We start from the raw sequence: 18393 nt of genomic DNA on the forward strand, positions 1-18393 counted from the left end.
TGCCTTTGTTACTCCGCTCACAGGTGAGTCCTCTAGACTGTCCCCCATGTTGGGGACGGGCCTGATCGAACGCCCAGTGGACTGGGTGGCGCTGGCCGGCTTCATGGGCACTGGAAAAAGCCGCGTGGGCTGGGAACTCTCACGCGCCCTGGCGCTGCATTTCGTGGACACCGACAAGCTGATTACACGGGTGGTGGGCAAGAGTATCCCCGAAGTGTTCGCGCAGGAGGGCGAGGGGTACTTCCGCGCCTGCGAGGCCGAGGTGGTGCGCCGGGTGTCGCGGCTGGACCACGCGGTCATCAGCCTGGGCGGCGGCACCTTTATCCATGAGGCCAACCGCCGCACGCTGCTGGAGCGCGGGCCGGTGGTGGTGTTGTGGGCCACTCCGGAAACGGTGTACCAGCGCACCAAGCACAGTGACCGCCCGCTGCTGCGCGCCGAGGACCCCCTGGGCCGCATCCGCAGCCTGATGGACGAGCGCGAGGGCGTGTACCGCCAGGGCACCATTCACGTCCACAGCGACGGTCGGCCCTCCGAGGAAATCGTGGAAGAGATCATCGAGCGCCTGTGGAACTGGTCCGACGCGGCCCACGCCTGGGCCGACGCCCCCGACTCGGTAAACGCAGAACCTGTGGCAGACCGTGCGACGGATTGAGGTCGGCGGGACGCAACCGTACGCGGTAGAGGTGGGGGCGGGACTGCTCTCACGCCTGCAAGTGCCGCAGCGCCACGTTGCGCTGATTTCTCCGGTTGATCTGCCCAGACAGTTCGTGGCGGCGGCGCAGGCCAGTCTCTCCCCCACCGTGACAGTCACCGTGCCCGCCCGCGACGACTGCAAGACGCTGACGGTGCTGGGCGGCGTCCTGTCCAAACTGGCCGCTGCCAACATTCCCAGGGACGGCGCGGTGGTGGGGCTGGGCGGCGGCGCGGCCACCGATCTGGCGGGTTTTGCGGCGGCCAGCTACCTGCGCGGCGTCGCCTTCTACACGCTGCCCACCACCCTGCTGGGCATGGTGGACGCGGCGGTGGGCGGCAAAACCGGCGTCAACCTGCCGGAGGGCAAGAATCTGGTGGGCGCGTTTCATCCCCCGAAAGCGGTGTGGTGCGACACCGACACCCTGGCGACGCTGTCTGGCGCGGTGTTCCGTGAGGGCGCGGCCGAGGCGTACAAGCACGGGCTGATCGCCGATCCCAGCCTGCTGGCGCGGGTGCTTTCGCCGGAGTTCAGGCCCGGGGGCGCGAATCTTGAGGCCACCCTGGCCGACGCGATTGCCGTCAAGGCCGGAGTGGTCACCCGTGACCTGACCGAGCAGGGCGAGCGGGCGTTCCTGAACTTCGGCCACACGCTGGCGCACGCGCTGGAGGCCGTGACGCACCACGCGGTCACGCACGGGGACGCCGTGGGCTACGGCATGCACTACGCCGCCGTGCTGTCGCGCGAGATGGGAGGCACGGACCTGACGCCGCACACGTGGGCTTTCCTGAAGTGGCAACGCCCCGCGCCCCTGCCTCCGCTGACCTTTGAAGCCGTCCTGCCCTACATGGCCCGCGACAAGAAGGCCGACGCCCAGGGCGTGCGCTTCGTGCTGTTGCACGATCTGGCGCGGCCTTACCTGACGCGGGTGCCGGAACCCGTGTTGCGAGAAGCATTCAGGCAGTGGCAGGGGGCCGTGGGTTGACCTGTCACACTGAAACCCGTCAGGAGGACCGTATGTTCAAGTGGAGAACCACAGTTTTAGGTTTGTCCCTCAGCGCGGTGATGGGAGCGGGGAGCGCCTCTGCCGCGCCCATTCCCACGTTGCTGAGCCCTGGTAGCCTGACCATCGGCACCGATCCCACCTATCCCCCGTTCATCTTTCTGAAAGGCAAAACCCTGAGCGGCTTCGAGGTAGAGGTCATGAACGAGGTGGCCCGCCGCCTGGACCTGAAACCCGTGTGGAAGTACCAGCCGTTCGACAACCTGCTGATTGGCCTGGGGCAGAAGCGCTTCGACATTGTGGTGGGCTCGCACGGCATTACGCCCGAACGCCTGAAGGCGGTGGATTTCAGCTCGCCGGACTATTGCTCCGGCGGGGTGATTCTCAGCCCAGCGAACGGGCCGAAAACGGTGGCCGACCTGAAGGGCAAGACGGTGGTGGTGCAGGTGGGAACCACCTACTTCCAGCGGCTGCGCGACGTGCCGGGGGTGGGCGAGATCAAGACCCTGCCCAGTGATCCCGCTGCCCTGCAAAACCTGCTCGCCGGCCGCTCGGACGCCTTTGTCACGGACCGTTTCGTGGCGCTGACCGCGCAGCAGAAAAACCCGGCGGCCAAACTCCAGATCGGCTCCATGCTGTTTCAGGAGAAGATCGGCTTTGCCATCGGCAAGGGCAACACGGCGGTCAAGACGGCGGTGGACGCCGCGCTGGCCGCCATGCAGCAGGACGGCACGTACAACAAGATCTCGCAGAAATATTTCAAGACCGACGTCCGCTGCAAGTAGAGCCTGCGCCCCGACTGCCCTCAGCGGCTTCTCGCTGAGCCTTCTCCCCTGCCCCTGCTGGAGTTCCCATGACCACATCAGAAACGACGTCCGCCCCCACCTTTCACCAGAGCATGACCGCGCCGCTGCGGCGGGTGCTGGTCAAGCGGCCCGACCGCGCGTTTGCCGTCGCCGACCCGGTGGCCTGGCACTACACCGCCCGCCCCGATCTGGCGGCCGCGCAGGCCGAACACGACGCCTTCACGGCCATTTTGCGTGAGGCCGGGGCCGAGGTGACGTACCACGAGGTGGACCAGCCCACACGGGCGGATTCGGTGTTCGTGTACGATCCGGCGCTGATCACCAACGACGGCGCGGTGCTGCTGCAACTGGGCAAGGTGCTGCGCGAGGGCGAGGAAGAGGCGCTGGGCCAGCAGTTGGAGGCGCTGGGCGTGCCCGTCATCGGACGCCTGACCGGCGAGCAGCGCGCCGAAGGCGGCGACATGTTCTGGCTGGACGACCGCACGCTGGCGGTGGGCCGGACCTTCCGCACCAATGAGGCGGGCGTGGCCGCCCTGCGCGCCTTGCTGGAGCCGCGCGGCGTGACGGTGCTGGCCTACGACATGCCGGTCTACGACGGGGCCGAGGCCTGCCTGCACCTGATGTCGGTGATCAGCCCGCTGGCTCCCGACGCCGCCGTGGTCTATCCGCGCCTGATGCCGGTGCCGCTGTGGCAGGAGTTGCAGCGCCGCCAGATGCGCCTGATCGAGATTCCCGACGCCGAATTCCCCACCCAGGCGTCCAACGTGCTGGCGCTGTCGCCCACCGCCTGCGTGATGCTGGCGGGCAATCCGGTCACCCAACAGCGGCTGGAGGACGCGGGCTTCACCGTCCACACCTACGTGGGCAAAGAGCTGTCGCTGAAAGCAGAAGGCGGTCCCACCTGCCTGACCAAACCGCTGCTGCGCCGCGCCTGAACCCCAAACCCTCCGTCCTGCTACCCTCCGTTCATGCTGCTGATCCTCAACGGCCCCAACCTCAACCGTCTGGGCCTGCGCGAACCGGGCGTGTACGGCTCGCAGACCCTGGAAGACCTGGAGCGTCAGTGCGAGGCCTGGGGCGCGGAGCTGGGCGAGGCCGTCACCTGCCGCCAGAGCAACTACGAGGGTCAGCTTCTCGAATGGATTCAGGAGGCGCAGGAACAGGGCTTCGGCGGCATCGTGATCAATCCCGGCGCACTGACCCATTCCAGCTACGCCCTGCGCGACGCTATTTCGGGCCAACCGCTGCCGGTGGTGGAGGTGCACATCAGCAACGTGGACGCCCGTGAGGAGTTCCGGCACACCTCGGTGACGGCGGCCGTGTGCCGGGGCAAGATCAGCGGTCTGGGCTTTCTGGGCTACCGCCTGGGCATGGAATACCTGATCGAGCTGGCCGGCGGGGCAGCGGGGTGAGCTGGCAGCCCTACGCCGCGCGGCCAGACAGCACCGTGACCGGAACATTGCTGCAGTGGGAGAACGTGGGCGACGCCAATCACGCCGCCCGCACTGTGCTGGCGTGGCTGCCCCCGTCCTACGGCTCGCAGCCGGAAAAGCGCTACCCGGTGGTCTATTTTCATGACGGCCAGAACGTCTTCGACGCGGCCACCAGTTACAACCTGAGCGAGTGGGGGGCCGACGAGACGCTGACCGCACTGGCAGCGGAAGGGCTGGAGGCCATCGCCGTCGGCATCCCCAACGGGAACGAGCGGCGCTACCACGAGTACAGCCCGGTGCGCCACCCTGGATTTCCGCCGGAAGTGGAAGGCGGCGGGGGCGGCGACGCCTACCTCGTCTTCCTGACTGACACGGTCAAGCCGCTGGTGGACGGCCACCTGCGAACCCTGCCGGACGCCGCGCACACATCGTTGATCGGCTCCAGCATGGGCGGATTGATCAGCCTGCACGCCCTGCTCACGCGCCCGGACGTGTTTGGCGGCGCAGGCGTGATGAGCCCGGCGTTCTGGGCCTGCGCCGGCGAGGCCTTTGACCGGGTGCGGCGCAGCCCGCCCATGGGCGGCAAGGTGTGGCTGGACATTGGCGGACGGGAAGGCACCGATCACCCGGAGCGGCAGCAGGCGTACTGGGACGACGCCCACGCCATGCGCGACCTGCTGCAACAGGGCCTGGGCGAACGCCTGCGCTTCCAGGCAGACCCGGAGGGCATTCACCGCGAGACGGCCTGGAAGGTGCGGCTGCCGGAAGCTTTGCGGTTTCTACTGGACGAGCAGGTCTGATACGGACTCCGATTGAAAGGTGTTGGAAACACCTGGAAATCCGAGCGGAGCGAGAAAGAGAAAAACATCCCTCCGGACGTGGAGTGTAGGAACCGGCGCTCTCCCGGTTCCTACACGAAACAAACGGAATCCGTATGAGCGCCCCCTGGCTGGTCCGGTCAGAGGTTCTCCTATGCTTTCCTTCACTTCCTTTCGCAGCCCACTGACGTCTCTGGAACGGGTTGCTACACTCCTGCCCACGGTGGACATCACAGAGGAACCAAACGCCGCAGCGCACCTGGAAGAAGGCGGGCCGTGAATCACGCCTACGTGGACGCCAGCTGGCACGAACTGCCGGACGGCTCCGGGGTGGGCGGCTGGGGGCTGGTGTTGCGGACGCCGGGCAGCCTGCCGCAGCGCTTTCAGGGCCAGCTGGAGGCCCCCGACAACAACGCGGCCGAACTGCGCGCCGTGTTGGAGGCAGTGCGGCTGGCCCCGGCGGGCGAACCGCTGAATGTCTTCACCGACAATCAGGCCGTGATCGCCGCCGTTTCACGCGGGCGCGGGGGCCCGCGGCTGGGCGACCTGGCCCGCGAGGTGATGGACGAGGCCGAGGGACGCGGCGTGACGCTGCGGGTGGGCTACACGCCGCGCACCCGGCGGCACATGCTCTCGGCGCACCATCTGGCCAACGACGCACGGCGGGGGAACGGCACCCCCGGTCTGAACCAGTCCCAGGCCGACGTGCTGATCGAGCAGCGTCCGGCCCTGCCCGAGGCGCGGGTCAGCCTGCGCCGCAGCGGGGAGCGGGTCACGGCGCACGTCGTCCTGGATCCCCTGTCGGACGTGCCGCCCAGCGCCCAGGCCCTGCTGGCGGCGGTGGCGCTGGCCCAGCCCGGCGAGTCGCTGGTGGTGCGCCGCGCCAGCAAGGTGGCCCAGGCCCTGTGGCAACGCCCCGAACGCGCGCTGCGCCCGGCGGCCCAGGCCACGCTTCTGGGCGCCCGGCAGGCCGCGGAAGCCGCGGGGGTGCAGGTGGCGTTTCTGGGGGTGGGCTGAGGCGTGGGGGTGCTGGCCCGGAGGAGAGGGGCGCCGTGCCGTCGCCGTTCCCCCTCAGCCGCTAGACTGGGCACATGACGGGGCCAAAGAAAGGATCACGGGGACGCGCCCCAAAGCGCAACACGGCGCAGGGACGCGGCGGTGTCACGCGCGACACGGTCAAGCCCGCGCGGGAACGCACCACCTCGCGCGGCAGTGAAGTGGAGAGCGCCGGCAGCGGCAGGGCAGCCGGGAACACCCGGACAGCCAAACCGGCGGGCAGCCGCACGGGACAGACTGAGCGGCGCCCCGGCGGAGCGAAGGCCACCATCAATCCGGCGCGGCGCGGGCCGGGCGAACGGGGAGCGGGTGAACGCGGCGCAGACAGCAGAGGAGAGCGGAAAGACGGCGCCGCCGGGCGAACCTTCAAGCCGGCCCCTGGACGTAAGGCCCCGCCCAAGCCCGGCCGCCGGCCCATGCCCGAGCTCAAGCGGGTGCAACTGGACGCCCCGGCCCCCGACACCGTGTTCGTGGACCGCGACGGCGAGCGCCTGACCTTCCCGGACAGCAACCTCAAACGGGTGGCCGCCGCCCTGCTGACTGAAAAGAAAAAGGCCTGGCGCTACCGCCCCTTCGCGTTCCCGCTGTTCAGCGACAGCGGCCACGAGACCGCCTTCCACTTCGACTTCTACGTCTACGACTACGAGGACAGCGTGATCAAACTGATCATGGTGATTCCCTTCGAGTCGCGCGAGGTCTGGGACAAGGTGGGGCGCTTCAAACGCCAGTACCCGATGTACAGCTACGAGCTGTGGACGCCCGAGAAACTGGCGAAACTGGGCGGCCCGCGCGGACGGCTGGACTTCTGAGTCCACCGCGTTTGTCTTGTAGACAAACCGAGCGGAGCGAGTGGCGAAAAAGCACCTTGAACCGGGAGTGGAGAGCTTCCGGCGTTTTCCCGGAAGCGCGCAATGTTAGGTTCAAGGTACTTAGACTCCCCTCATTCAGAAGGCCCTCCCAGGGTTGCTTAAGAAAGCGTGCAAACCGGCGTACAGACGCGGGGGTGCGCTTCTGGTAGCGTTTCCAGCACGGCGGTGCCAGCCTGGGAGAGCGGGCCGATCACGCCACCTCTCCCCTATGCTGTTGACCGGACCGGGCCTGAGCGCGCCACGCGCCAGCGCCGTTTCCAAGGAGCTTCCCGCGACATGCCAACCACAGTCAGAACTGCTGAAATCCCCCAACCCACCACCCGAATGCGCCCTGGCCGCCCCTATCCCCTGGGGGCCACCTGGGACGGCAAGGGCACCAACTTCGCGCTGTACAGCGAGAACGCCAGCGGCGTGGAACTGTGCCTGTTTGGCGACGACGGCACCGAGACCCGCCACCCGCTGACCGAGCAGACCGCCTTCGTGTGGCACGGCCACCTGCCGGGCATCGCGCCGGGCCAGAAGTACGGCTACCGCGTCCACGGCGAGTACGCCCCCGAACGCGGCCTGCGCTTCAACCCCAACGTGGTGCTGCTCGACCCCTACGCCAAGGCGCTGAGCGGCACCGAGGAATTCGACGAGGGCGTCTTTGCCTACGTGCCCGGCGGCGAGGACACCGTGATGCAGACCGAGGATCAGCGCGGCGCACCGCTGGGCGTGGTGATCGATCCGGTGTTCAACTGGGTGGGCGACACCAAGCCCGACATCCCCTTCCACCAGTCGGTGATCTACGAGGCCCACGTCAAGGGCCTGACCATGACCCACCCGGACATCCCCGAGGCTTTGCGCGGCACCTATGCGGGCGTGGCGACCGAGCCGATGCTCACGTACCTGAAAGAGCTGGGCATCACCGCCATCGAGTTCCTGCCGGTGCATCAGCACCTGGACGATCCCTTTCTGCTGGACAAGGGCCTGACCAACTACTGGGGCTACAGCACGCTGAGCTTCTTCGCGCCGGACGTGCGTTACTCGGCGGAAGCCCGCAAGGGCAACCCGGCAGGCGCGGTGGCCGAGTTCAAGAACATGGTGCGCGCCCTGCACGACGCCGGCATTGAGGTGATTCTGGACGTGGTGTACAACCACACCGCTGAAGGCAACCACATGGGGCCGACGCTGAGCTTCAAGGGCATCGACAACCCCACGTATTACCGGCTAGTGGCCGAGAATCCGCGCTTCTACTTCGACTACACCGGCACCGGCAACAGCCTGAACGTCCGGCACCCGCAGACCCTGCAACTGATCATGGACAGCCTGCGCTACTGGGTCACCGAGATGCGCGTGGACGGCTTCCGCTTCGACCTGGCCTCCACGCTGGCGCGCGGCCTGCACGAGGTGGATCAGCTGTCGGGCTTCTTCACCATCATCCACCAGGATCCCATCATCTCGCAGGTCAAGCTGATCGCCGAGCCGTGGGACGTGGGCGAGGGCGGCTACCAGGTGGGCAACTTCCCGGTCAACTGGGCCGAGTGGAACGGCATCTACCGCGACGACATGCGCGCCTTCTGGAAGGGCGACGGCGGCCTGGCCTCCGAGATCGGCTACCGCCTGACCGGTTCGTCTGACCTGTACCAGAACGACGGCCGCGCGCCCTACGCCAGCATCAACTTCGTGACCGCGCACGACGGCTTCACGCTGCGCGACAGCGTAACCTACGAGCACAAGCACAACGAGGCCAACGGCGAGGGCAACAACGACGGCCACAACCACAACATCAGCTGGAACTGCGGCGTGGAAGGCGAGACCGATGACCCGGCCATCAACGCCCTGCGCTCACAGCAGCAGCGCAACTTCCTGGCAACCCTGCTGCTGGGCCAGGGCACCCCGATGATTCTGGGCGGCGACGAACTCGGGCGCACGCAGGGCGGCAACAACAACGCCTACTGCCAGGACAACGAGATCAGCTGGTACGACTGGGACCACGTGGACGAGGGGCTGCTGGCCTTCACCAAAAAGGTGATCGCGCTGCGCAAGGCCCATCCTTCCTTGCACCGCCGCAAGTTCTTCAGCGGGCGCACCATTCGCGGCGAGGACATTCAGGACATCGTGTGGCTGCGCTACGACGGGCAGACCATGACCGATGCCGACTGGAACAACGACCAGACCCAGAGCCTGGGCCTGTTTCTGGACGGCGACGGCCTGGACGACGTGGACGCTGAGGGCAACCCCGTCCACGACGACGATCTGCTGCTGCTCCTGAGCAGTTCCTACGTGGATCTGCCGTTCCGCCTGCCGGATCTGGACAGCTGCGACAACTGGGAACTGCTTCTGGACACCTCCGACGACGCGGCTGAGGAACAGATCAAGACCGGCGAGGAAACCACCCTCAAGGCACGCAGCGTCAAGCTGTACCGCTGCGTGCGCAGCTAGGCCAGAACGCAGTTTTTCCCGGACAGCACAGGGACGCCTGACGCCAGTGATGCGTGGGCGTCCCTTCGCTTTTCTCTCACGGTGAAAGCGGCGTGAGCCTTTAACCTGAAACGTTAGTTGTCCGCCTTCAGGGCAAGCTGGAAGGAGCAAGCGTATGACCACCCCCTCACGAGACCGGAACAAAAACGCGGCCGCCCCCGTGACCTCCCCACACCACGACGCTCCCGAGACGCGGCTGGGCGCTCACCTGCTCCCCGGCGGCCAGCAGACGCGCTTCCGGGTCTGGAGCACCACCGCCACCGCCGTGCAGGTCCGGGTGAACGGCACGTTGTACCCCATGGCCGATCTGGGCGACTGCTTTTTTGAGATCGTCCTCCCTGTGGGCGCGGGCGCACGCTATCTGTTCGTGCTGGACGGGCAGGCCGTCCCCGATCCCTACGCCCGCTTTCTGCCGGACGGCGTCCACGGCGAGGCCGAGGTGGATCACCCCGACACCTACGAATGGCAGCACACCGACTGGAAGGGCATCGCGCTGGACGAGTGCGTCTTCTACGAGCTGCACGTCGGCACGTTTACCCCCGAAGGCACCTACCGCGCCGCGCAGGAGCGGCTGCCGTACCTGAAAGACCTGGGCATCACCGCCATTCAGATGATGCCGCTGGCCGCCTACGACGGCGAGCGCGGCTGGGGTTACGACGGCGTGGCGCTGTACGCGCCGCACGCGCCCTACGGGCGGCCCGAGGAGCTGATGGCGTTCATCGACGCCGCGCACGGGCTGGGGCTGGGTGTCTTTTTGGACGTGGTGTACAACCACTTCGGCCCGGCGGGCAACTACCTGTCGGCCTACAGCCCCACGTACTTCACCGAACGCTTTTCCAACGCCTGGGGCATGGGGCTGGACTACGCCGAACCGCACATGCGCCGTTACGTGACCGGCAACGCGCTGATGTGGCTGAGCGAGTACCGCTTTGACGGCCTGCGCCTGGACGCCACCGCCGCCATGCAGGACGACAGCCCGGTGCATATCCTGAAAGAACTCGCGGCGGAAGTGCACGAACTGGGTGGCACCCACCTGCTGCTGGCCGAGGATCACCGCAACTTGCCGGAACTGGTCACCGAGGACGGTCTGGACGGCATCTGGGTGGACGACTTCCACCACGAAGTGCGCGTCACCCTGACCGGCGAGCAGGAGGGCTATTACGGCGGTTTTCAGGGCAGCGCCTCGGAGCTGGCGCAGGTGATCAACCGGGGCTGGAAGTACGAGGGCCAGTTCTGGGCCGTCACCGGCGAGGAACACGCGCGGGGCCGCCCCGCCGACGCGCTGGAGGCGCCCAGCTTCGTGTATTGCATCCAGAACCATGACCAGATCGGCAACCGTGCGCTGGGAGACCGCCTGCACCAGCACCAGCAGGTCAGCCTGCCGCACTACCGGGGGGCGTCGGCGCTGCTGCTGACGCTGCCGATGACCCCGCTGCTGTTCCAGGGGCAGGAATGGGCGGCCAGCACGCCGTTTCCCTTCTTCAGCAATCACGCCGGGGAGCTGGGGCAGCTGGTCACCGAGGGCCGCAAGAAGGAGTTTTCGTACTTCAGCGACTTCGCGCAGCTGGCCGTGCCCGATCCGCAGGCCAGGAGCACCTTCGAGAGCGCCAAGCTGGACTGGACGGAAAAGGAGGACGGCGAACACGCCCGCACCCTTGACCTGTACCGGGCGCTGCTGGCGCTGCGCCGTGACGATCCGGCGCTGCACCCCCATTCGCGGCAGTCCCTGAGCGCGGGCAGCGAGGGCGAGGTGCTGTGGGTGCGCCAGTGCAACCCGGCGGGCGAGCGGCTGTTGCTGTGGAACGTGGGCGAGGCAGCGGTGAGGCTGGGCGGCCTGAGACTGCCCCACCCGCCCCCCACCCGCGTGGTGCTGCACTCCGAGCAGACCGGCACCCCGCCGCGCGAGGTGAGTACCCTGAATCCTGGCGAGGCCGTGCTGCTGGGAGACGCATGACCGCCACCGCCCCACACCCCACACCCCACACCCCACAGCCCGAAACAGGCCACCTGCCCGCCTCCACCTACCGCCTGCAACTGAACCCGGACTTCGACTTCACGGCGGCGCGCCGGATTCTGCCGTATCTGGCCCGGCTGGGCGTCTCGGACGTGTACCTGTCGCCCATCTGGGCCGCCGCGCCGGGCAGCCCGCACGGTTACGACGTGACCGATCATTCGGTGGTTAATCCCGAGTTGGGCGGGGTGGCGGGGCTGCGCCAGTTCTCGGCGCGGGCACGCGAGCTGGGCCTGGGCGTCGTGGTGGATTTCGTGCCCAACCACATGGGCATCCAGGGCGGCCACAACCGCTACTGGGAAGACGTGCTGACCCACGGGCAGGGCAGCCGCTACGCGCATTTCTTCGACATCTCGTGGCAGCCTTTGAAGCGGGCCCTGGAGGGCAAGGTGCTGCTGCCGGTGCTGGGCGACCAGTACGGGCGCGTGCTGGAAAACGGCGAGCTGAGCCTGGAACACGCGGGGGGTCGCTTCGTCCTGCGCTACTGGGAACGCACGCTGCCGCTGTCGCCGCGCAGCATCGGGCTGGTGCTGGAGGCCGCGCGTGACGCCCTGCCCCAGCCCAGCGCCTCCCCGGTGCCCGACGCCGTGCCCCAACTGCAATCCGACGCCGTGCGGGCCGAGCTGAGCAGTCTGGCGCGCAGCATGAGCAACCTGCCGCGCAGCACCTCGGGCGCCCTGACCGACGAGGATCGCCTGGAGCGCGCCCAGGAAATGGAGGTCATGACCCGCCGCCTGCAGGCGCTGCTGGACACCTCCGCCGAGGTGCGGGGGGCGCTGGACGCCGCGCTGGGTGCCATCAACGCCGACACCGCGCGGCTGGATACCCTCATCAATGAGCAGAACTACCGTCTGGCGTTCTGGAAGGTGGCCGCCGAGGAGATCAATTACCGCCGATTCTTCGACATCAACGATCTGGCGGCGCTGCGCATGGAAGACCCGCGCGTGTTCGCGTGGGCGCACGCCACGCTGTTCGAGCTGATCCGCGATGGCGTCATTCAGGGCGTGCGGCTGGATCACACCGACGGGCTGTACGATCCCGCCGGGTACTTCCGGGCCTTGCAGGCCGGGGCCGCCGAGGCGCTGGGCGTGGACTGGGATCCCGAGGGGCACGGCCCGCTGCCGCTGTACGTGGTGGCCGAGAAGATTCTGGAACCCGGCGAGCAGTTGCCGAAAGCCTGGGCGGTGCACGGCACCACCGGCTACGACTTCCTGGCCGAGCTGAACGGCGTATTCGTGGACGCCACCCACGAGGACGAGATCAGTGCGATCTACCGCCGCTTCACCGGCGACCGCCTGAGCTACGGCGAGCACCTGTACCGGGGCAAGCAGCTGATTCAGCGGGTCAGTCTGCCCGGCGAGGTCAACGTGCTGACCGAATCGCTGGAGCGGCTGGGCGAAACCGACCTGCGCTCGCGCGACTTCACCCTCTCGGCGCTGAGAAATGCCGTGCGCGAGGTCATTGCCACCTTCCCGGTGTACCGCACCTACCTGCGTGCCGACGGCTCGCGCGAGCCCGGCGACAACGGCAAGATTGCCAAGGCCGTGCGCGACGCCAAGATCCAGAACCGCCGCGAGGGCGGCCCCCTCGATCCCAGCGTGTTCGACTACCTGGGTTCGGTGCTGACCATGGACGTGCCCGACGGCGAAACGCGCGGTGCCTACGCCGACTTCGCCCTGAGTTTCCAGCAGCTCACCGGCCCGGTGACGGCCAAGGGCGCGGAGGACACTGCCTTCTACCGCTACGCCCGGCTGCTGTCGCTGAACGAGGTGGGCGGCGATCCGGCGCACTTCGGCACCCGCCTGAAGGACTTTCACCGGGCGGCGCAGGAACGGGCGCAGCGGTGGCCGCACGCCATGCTGTCGGGCAGCACCCACGACACCAAACGCGGCGAGGACACCCGCGCCCGCTTAAACGTCTTGAGCGAGCTGCCGCAGGTCTGGGGGGCCTTCGTGCGCCGCTGGGCACCCGTGATCCTGGAACGCAGCCAGGAGCAGGAACTGGGCCTGGCCCCCAGCCCGCTGGACGCCTACACCTTCCTTCAGACAGCGCTGGGCGCGTACCCCCTGAGCGGGAAACTGGACGACTTCGCAGATCGCGTGAGCGCGTACCTGCTCAAGGCCAGCCGCGAGGCCAAACTGCGGACGAGCTGGGCCGCCCCCGACGAGGACTACGAGGCGGCGCTGGACACCTTCGTGCGCGGGCTGCTGGCTGACAGCGGCTTTGCTGGTGCGCTGCGTGACCTGCATGTGTTGGTGAGTCCCTACGGCGCGCAGAACGGCCTGAGCGCCACGCTGGCCCGCCTGACCGCCCCCGGCGTTCCCGACACCTACCAGGGCTCGGAGGGCTGGAACCAGAGTCTGGTCGATCCCGACAACCGCCGGCCGGTGGACTACCCGGCGCTGCAACGCCGCCTGACCCGACTGGAGAAGGGCGCGGGGCTGCTGCTGGCCCGCAAGCTGCTGGCGGGGTACGAGGACGGCGGGGTCAAGACCCTGGTAACCTGGGCCGCCCTGCAAGCCCGCGCCTCACATCCCCAGGTGTTCGAGGACGGCAGTTACCGTCCCATCGACGCCGGACGGCACCTGCTGGCCTTTGCCCGCGAGCACGGCGACGAGCTGGCGGTCACGGTGGCTCCCCGGCTGACCCTGACCCTGACCCGGCAGGCCGCACCCTGGGCGCTGGGCGAGGTCTGGGGCAACCGCCAGCTCACGCTCCCGGCCTCCGGCACGTTTGAAAACGTCTTGACCGGTGAGCGCTTCCGGGTGCGCGGCGGCAAGATTCCGGTGGCAAAGGTGCTGGAGGAGTTTCCACTGGCGCTGCTGATCAAACGGTAGACACAGATCTCATACGGATTCCGTTTATTCCGTGTAGAAATCGGGAGAGCGCCGATTCCTCCACTCCACGTCCGGAACCCGCCCTGCTCCTACTCGCTCCGCTCGGATTTCCAGGTGTTTTCAACACCTTTCAATCGGAATCCGTATCAGACGGGCGGCGCGCACCACACACGCGCCGCCCGTTTCTTTTTTCGGCTATCCCTCGCTGCCATAGACCTCCGTGTGCAGGCCGGGAAATGCCGCCCTCAACTCTGCGGCCAGCTGGCGCAGCCCCCACGCCTCGGTGCGGCGGTGGCCCAGCGCGATCACGCCCAGACCGTGAGCCTGGGCCGCCGCAGACGCTGAGGGGCGCAGTTGCCCGGTCAGGTACACCCGTACGCCTCCAGCAGCGACGTGTTCGATCAATCCGGGGTTCATGGCGTTCATCAGGGCCAGCCGCAAGGGCTCTGGGCCAGGAGCAGGCGGCCACGAACTGTCCTCGCCGCCCAGTTCGGCGTGCAGGGCGGCGCGCAATCCGGCCCAGCTGTCCTGCGGAGGCGTGGCCGTGATCCCTTTCAGTTCCCCCTTCCAGACCACTTCCCGCACGTCACGCCAGCCCAGCGCGCGGGCCAGCCGGTGGTTCGGCCCCGTCGTCAGCGCCAGATCGAAACCGTCGTGGACGCCCAGCACGCCCAGACCGGGCCACCTCTCCCCCACCCGCAGCGAACGGTGGACGAACAGCGCGTCCGCGTCCACTTCGGGCGGCAGATCGGCGGGTTCCAGGGCCAGGGCCAGCCGCTGCACCTGGGGCGGCCCACCGCGCTTGAGCGGTTCCCGTTCGCCAAATTCCGCGCGCAACCAGTCGGCCAGCCCGTGCAGGGAGGGCGGGGTCATGCGGATTCCGATTGAATCGTTTGCAAAAACGATGAAATCCGAGCGGGAGGAGCAGCGTCCTCATGGGCGTCTGTCCGCGACGACGCGAGGAGGAAAGAAGACGGGTCCCGCGTATGGATTAACCCAGCGGCGCTTTCCCGATGGGTTAAGGAATTAAGCGGAATCCGTATCATTCGTTCCACGTCCAGACTTTAGCGGTGAAGGAGGGCTGCTCCGTCGCTGTCAACTCCTCCGGCGCAGGCACCTCGTACCAGCCTGCCCACTCCTCCAGTTCGGCCCGCGTGACCGGGAAGGTGTCGGGCGGCAGATCGAGATTCCGGGCCTCCAGCCGTCGCCAGAGCATGTCCAGCGGCACGTCCAGCACATGCAGCTCGAAACAGACCTGTAATTCGGCGGCGCGGGTGCGGAAGAAGTCGCGTTCCTCCTTCGCCCAGCAGCCGTAATCGAGAATCACGTTCACGCCCAGCATCAAAGCCCGCGCCGCCACGCCCCACAGCAACTGGGATTCCAGAATCCAGCGCCGTTCCCTGGATTCACCTGCGCCGAACAAAGGGTTCATCCACTCGTCGGGCGTCAGACGCAGGGCCGCATATTCCGTCTCCAGCCGCCGCGCCAGCGTGGTCTTGCCGGCACCCGGCAGGCCGATCAACAGAAAGAGGGTGGGCATGGATCAACCCTAACGGAAGGCGGCCCCGCAACACTGCCGGGGCCGCCTTCACAAGAGAAACACTTACTTCTTGTCGTCTTCCTGCTCGGACTTCTTGTCGTAGTCCACACCTTTCCAGCCGCCGGGATCGACGAAGCCCGCCGAGGAATCGCGCTCGATGTTCTCGTCCACGGTGTCCTGCGACATGTGGGCGCCCTGCTCGACTTTCGCGCCACGTGGGGTCTCGCCCCGTACCGCCGTGCGCTGCTTGTCGGTCATGTCGGTGCTGAAGGTGGGATTTTCAGGCTTCTTGGAATCAGTCATGGCCTCAGCGTGCCCCAGACGGTGGCCCAGGGAGTGAGAGAAACCCCAACAGGCACACCGTAAATGGTTTCTTCACCTCAGCAGCGGGGGCAAGGGGCGCGGGCTGAGGCGCTCCCGGTACAGCGCCGGATCGAAGCGGCCCAGCGTGCGCCGGAAGCTTGAGGCCCGCTCCGGCCACAGCGTGCTGTTCCTGCCGCTGGCGTCCAGATAGTAGCTGGTGCAGCCGCCCTGCACCCACACCGACTCGCGCAACTTTTCTTGCAAGGCGTCGCTGTAGTCGCGCTGCGCCTCCGGCGTCGGCTCCAGGCTCAGCAGGTGCGCGGCGTCCATATGCCCCAGCGCCCGCAGGATGTAGCCGATCTGCGCCTCGATGATGTACACGATGGAGTTGTGGCCCAGCGCGGTGTTCGGCCCCACCAGCAGGAACAGGTTGGGAAAGCCAGCCACCGCCGTGCCGTGCAGCGCCTCCATGTGCGTGGCCCAGGCCCCGGAGAGCCGCTGGCCCCCGCGCCCCACGATCAGCCGGGCCATCGGCGGCTGCGTGGCGTTGAAGCCGGTGCCGCCGATCAGGACGTCAAAGGCGCGGGCCTGCCCGTCGGCGGTCAGAAGCTCATGGCCCCGAACCTCCGTGATGGCCTCCGTCACCAGTTCCACGTTGGGCTGAACCATCGCCGGGTAGTAGTCGTCGCTGATCAGGATGCGCTTGCAGCCCACGCGGTAGTCGGGGGTCAGCTTGCGGCGCAGTTCCGGATCGGCCACCTGCGCCTCCAGATGCTGGTGGCCGAACTTCTCCATCATGGCGCCCACTTTCGGGTTGGAGAACCCGAGATGCCGTGCCTCCGCGTTCAGGAAAATCCACTGGCGCGACAGGCGTTGCAGGGCCGGGTAGCGCCGGAACAGTTCGCGGCGGCGCGGCGAGGTTTCCTCATCCATGCGCGGCATCACCCACGGCGGGGTGCGCTGGAAGACCGTGAGGTGCTCCACGACGGGCTGAATCTCGGGAATGAACTGGATGGCCGAGGCCCCGGTGCCGATGACCGCCACCCGTTTGCCGCGCAGTTCCACGTCGTGGTTCCACTGCGCCGAATGGAACCGTTCGCCCACAAAGCTGTCCAGCCCTGGAATGTCCGGCCATTTCGGCTGGATCAGCGGGCCGTGACCGGAGATCAGCACGCGGGCCGTGAAGTCGCCCCCACCCGTGCGGATGCGCCACAGGCCCTCCTCCTCGTCCCAGCGGGCCTCTTGCAGCTCGGTGCCGAAACGGATGTGCGGGCGCAGGCCCTGTTCGCTGGCGGTCTTTTTCAGGTACGCCAGAATTTCGGGCTGGCGGGCGTAGCGGTGGCTCCAGTCGGGATTGGGCACCCCCGAGAAAGAGTACAGGTCACTCTTGACGTCACAGGCGCAGCCGGGGTAGGTGTTGTCGCGCCAGGTGCCGCCCACCTCCGCGCCGCGCTCGAAGACCACGAAGTCGTGGACGCCGCGCCGTTTCAGCTCCAGCGCCGTGCCCAGCCCCGCAAAACCTGCGCCCAGAATGGCGATGCCGTGATGGGTGGCCGCGTGAGGGGTCATAGCCTATTGTGCTCCAGAAAGGCGTGCAGCAGGGCGTTGAATTCCGCCTCTCGCTCGATCTGCGGAACGTGGCCGGTCTGCGTGAACAGGTGGACGGCGGCGTGCGGGTGCGTGCGGCGCGCGGCCTCCAGATGGTGGGCGGGCAAAATTTCGTCACGGTCTCCCCAGACGATCAGGGTGGGCCGCTTGAGCGCTGGAAGCCGCCCGGCCAGCTTCGCCTGCCACTCCGCCTGCGCCCCGCGCACCGTGCCGATAGAGCGCAGCACCGACAGAAAGGCCCGCGCTGCGCCGGGTTGCCGCGCGAGGGCCAGCGTATGTGCGACGCGCTCCGGCGTGGCGAAGGCGGGCGAGGCGAACAGGCTGCGGGTCACGCGCCGCGCACTGGCCGGACCGGGGGCCAGCAGCCGCTCACCCAGCCCCGGCAGCGCGCACAGGCGCAGGGCCAGGGCCACGTCCCGCCCGAATCCGGCGGAGTTGACCAGCCCCAGCCCGCGCGTCTGCTCCGGGTATATCACCGCGAAGGTCTGCGCCACCGCCCCGCCCAGCGAGTTGCCGATCAGGGTCACGGGCCGCGTCTCGCCCACCGCGTCCAGATAGTGCTGCACGAAGCGCGCCAGCCCCGGCAGGCTGTAGTTCACCTGCGGCTTGTCGGTGTAACCGAAACCGATTAAGTCCGGGGCATAGACGCGGTGGGTGCCAGATAACGCCCGGATCGTCGGCTCAAAATCCTCCAGGCTGCGGCCAATGCCGTGCAGCAGGACGACGGGCCGCCCCTCACCGCCCGTGACGTGGCGAGTGCGGATGCCGCCCACGTTCAGGAATTGAGGCGATAAGGGTTGAGGTGGGGATTCGGCAGCGGTCATAACGTCCTCCAGAAAAAGGATGGATTCAGAGAAAGGCTGCCGCGCTATCAACGGGCGTGCCGTGAGGAAACGCAGCTTCAACCTGCAAGACGAAGGGCGCGGACAGGTCTCCCCGCCGCGCGCCCCCG

The 18393-nt window shown here is 67.7% G+C and carries 16 protein-coding genes; 11 read left to right on the forward strand and 5 right to left on the reverse strand.

Annotated features, from left to right (window positions below; genetic code table 11):
- The first annotated feature begins 46 nt into the window (after positions 1 to 46).
- From FHR04_RS06640 to treY, 11 genes are all read left to right on the forward strand, one after another.
- The gene (locus FHR04_RS06640; RefSeq protein WP_039682806.1) at positions 47 to 655 is read left to right on the forward strand and encodes a shikimate kinase; all 609 of its coding nucleotides are present in this window, start codon (positions 47 to 49) and stop codon (positions 653 to 655) included.
- Positions 642 to 1679, forward strand: coding sequence for a 3-dehydroquinate synthase (gene aroB / locus FHR04_RS06645; RefSeq protein ID WP_139401843.1), 1038 nt, complete (start codon positions 642 to 644; stop codon positions 1677 to 1679). The genes FHR04_RS06640 and aroB overlap by 14 nt, the downstream gene beginning before the upstream one ends.
- Positions 1680 to 1711: 32 nt before the next feature.
- Positions 1712 to 2482: an ABC transporter substrate-binding protein gene (locus tag FHR04_RS06650; protein ID WP_139401845.1), complete on the forward strand. Its 771-nt coding sequence runs from the start codon at positions 1712 to 1714 to the stop codon at positions 2480 to 2482.
- 68 nt (positions 2483 to 2550) lie between these two features.
- Positions 2551 to 3438, forward strand: coding sequence for a dimethylarginine dimethylaminohydrolase family protein (locus tag FHR04_RS06655; RefSeq protein WP_139401847.1), 888 nt, complete (start codon positions 2551 to 2553; stop codon positions 3436 to 3438).
- Positions 3439 to 3471: 33 nt separating this feature from the next.
- Positions 3472 to 3915, forward strand: a complete 444-nt coding sequence (gene aroQ / locus FHR04_RS06660) for a type II 3-dehydroquinate dehydratase (protein WP_039682799.1) — start codon at positions 3472 to 3474, stop codon at positions 3913 to 3915.
- A complete protein-coding gene (locus FHR04_RS06665) occupies positions 3912 to 4736 on the forward strand; it encodes an alpha/beta hydrolase (RefSeq protein WP_139401849.1) in 825 nt (274 codons plus the stop codon). The genes aroQ and FHR04_RS06665 overlap by 4 nt, the downstream gene beginning before the upstream one ends.
- Positions 4737 to 5030: 294 nt before the next feature.
- Positions 5031 to 5771, forward strand: coding sequence for a ribonuclease HI (locus tag FHR04_RS06670; protein ID WP_139401851.1), 741 nt, complete (start codon positions 5031 to 5033; stop codon positions 5769 to 5771).
- A gap of 74 nt (positions 5772 to 5845) precedes the next feature.
- A complete protein-coding gene (locus tag FHR04_RS06675) occupies positions 5846 to 6619 on the forward strand; it encodes a hypothetical protein (RefSeq protein ID WP_139401853.1) in 774 nt (257 codons plus the stop codon).
- A 336-nt stretch (positions 6620 to 6955) separates the two neighbouring features.
- Positions 6956 to 9103: a glycogen debranching protein GlgX gene (glgX, locus tag FHR04_RS06680; protein WP_249039012.1), complete on the forward strand. Its 2148-nt coding sequence runs from the start codon at positions 6956 to 6958 to the stop codon at positions 9101 to 9103.
- A 154-nt stretch (positions 9104 to 9257) separates the two neighbouring features.
- The gene (treZ, locus tag FHR04_RS06685) at positions 9258 to 11096 is read left to right on the forward strand and encodes a malto-oligosyltrehalose trehalohydrolase (protein WP_139401855.1); all 1839 of its coding nucleotides are present in this window, start codon (positions 9258 to 9260) and stop codon (positions 11094 to 11096) included.
- Positions 11093 to 13990, forward strand: a complete 2898-nt coding sequence (gene treY, locus FHR04_RS06690; protein WP_139401857.1) for a malto-oligosyltrehalose synthase — start codon at positions 11093 to 11095, stop codon at positions 13988 to 13990. Before treZ ends, treY begins: the two co-directional genes overlap by 4 nt.
- Before the next feature lie 195 nt (positions 13991 to 14185).
- On the opposite strand, the gene FHR04_RS06695 is transcribed toward treY, so the two are convergent.
- The 5 genes from FHR04_RS06695 to FHR04_RS06715 form a co-directional block, all read right to left on the reverse strand.
- On the reverse strand, positions 14186 to 14863 hold the full coding sequence (locus tag FHR04_RS06695; RefSeq protein WP_139401859.1) for a Nif3-like dinuclear metal center hexameric protein: 678 nt from the start codon (positions 14861 to 14863) through the stop codon (positions 14186 to 14188).
- Positions 14864 to 15032: 169 nt separating this feature from the next.
- Positions 15033 to 15530, reverse strand: coding sequence for a P-loop nucleotide/nucleoside kinase family protein (locus tag FHR04_RS06700; RefSeq protein ID WP_139401861.1), 498 nt, complete (start codon positions 15528 to 15530; stop codon positions 15033 to 15035).
- Positions 15531 to 15593: 63 nt separating this feature from the next.
- The gene (locus FHR04_RS06705) at positions 15594 to 15833 is read right to left on the reverse strand and encodes a hypothetical protein (RefSeq protein WP_139401863.1); all 240 of its coding nucleotides are present in this window, start codon (positions 15831 to 15833) and stop codon (positions 15594 to 15596) included.
- Positions 15834 to 15905: 72 nt separating this feature from the next.
- A complete protein-coding gene (locus tag FHR04_RS06710) occupies positions 15906 to 17402 on the reverse strand; it encodes a flavin-containing monooxygenase (RefSeq protein WP_139401865.1) in 1497 nt (498 codons plus the stop codon).
- Positions 17399 to 18265, reverse strand: a complete 867-nt coding sequence (locus FHR04_RS06715; RefSeq protein WP_139401867.1) for an alpha/beta fold hydrolase — start codon at positions 18263 to 18265, stop codon at positions 17399 to 17401. Before FHR04_RS06715 ends, FHR04_RS06710 begins: the two co-directional genes overlap by 4 nt.
- Positions 18266 to 18393 lie beyond the last annotated feature (128 nt).

It is taken from the genome of Deinococcus radiopugnans ATCC 19172 (assembly GCF_006335125.1).
GTDB classification, from domain to species: Bacteria; Deinococcota; Deinococci; order Deinococcales; family Deinococcaceae; genus Deinococcus; species Deinococcus radiopugnans.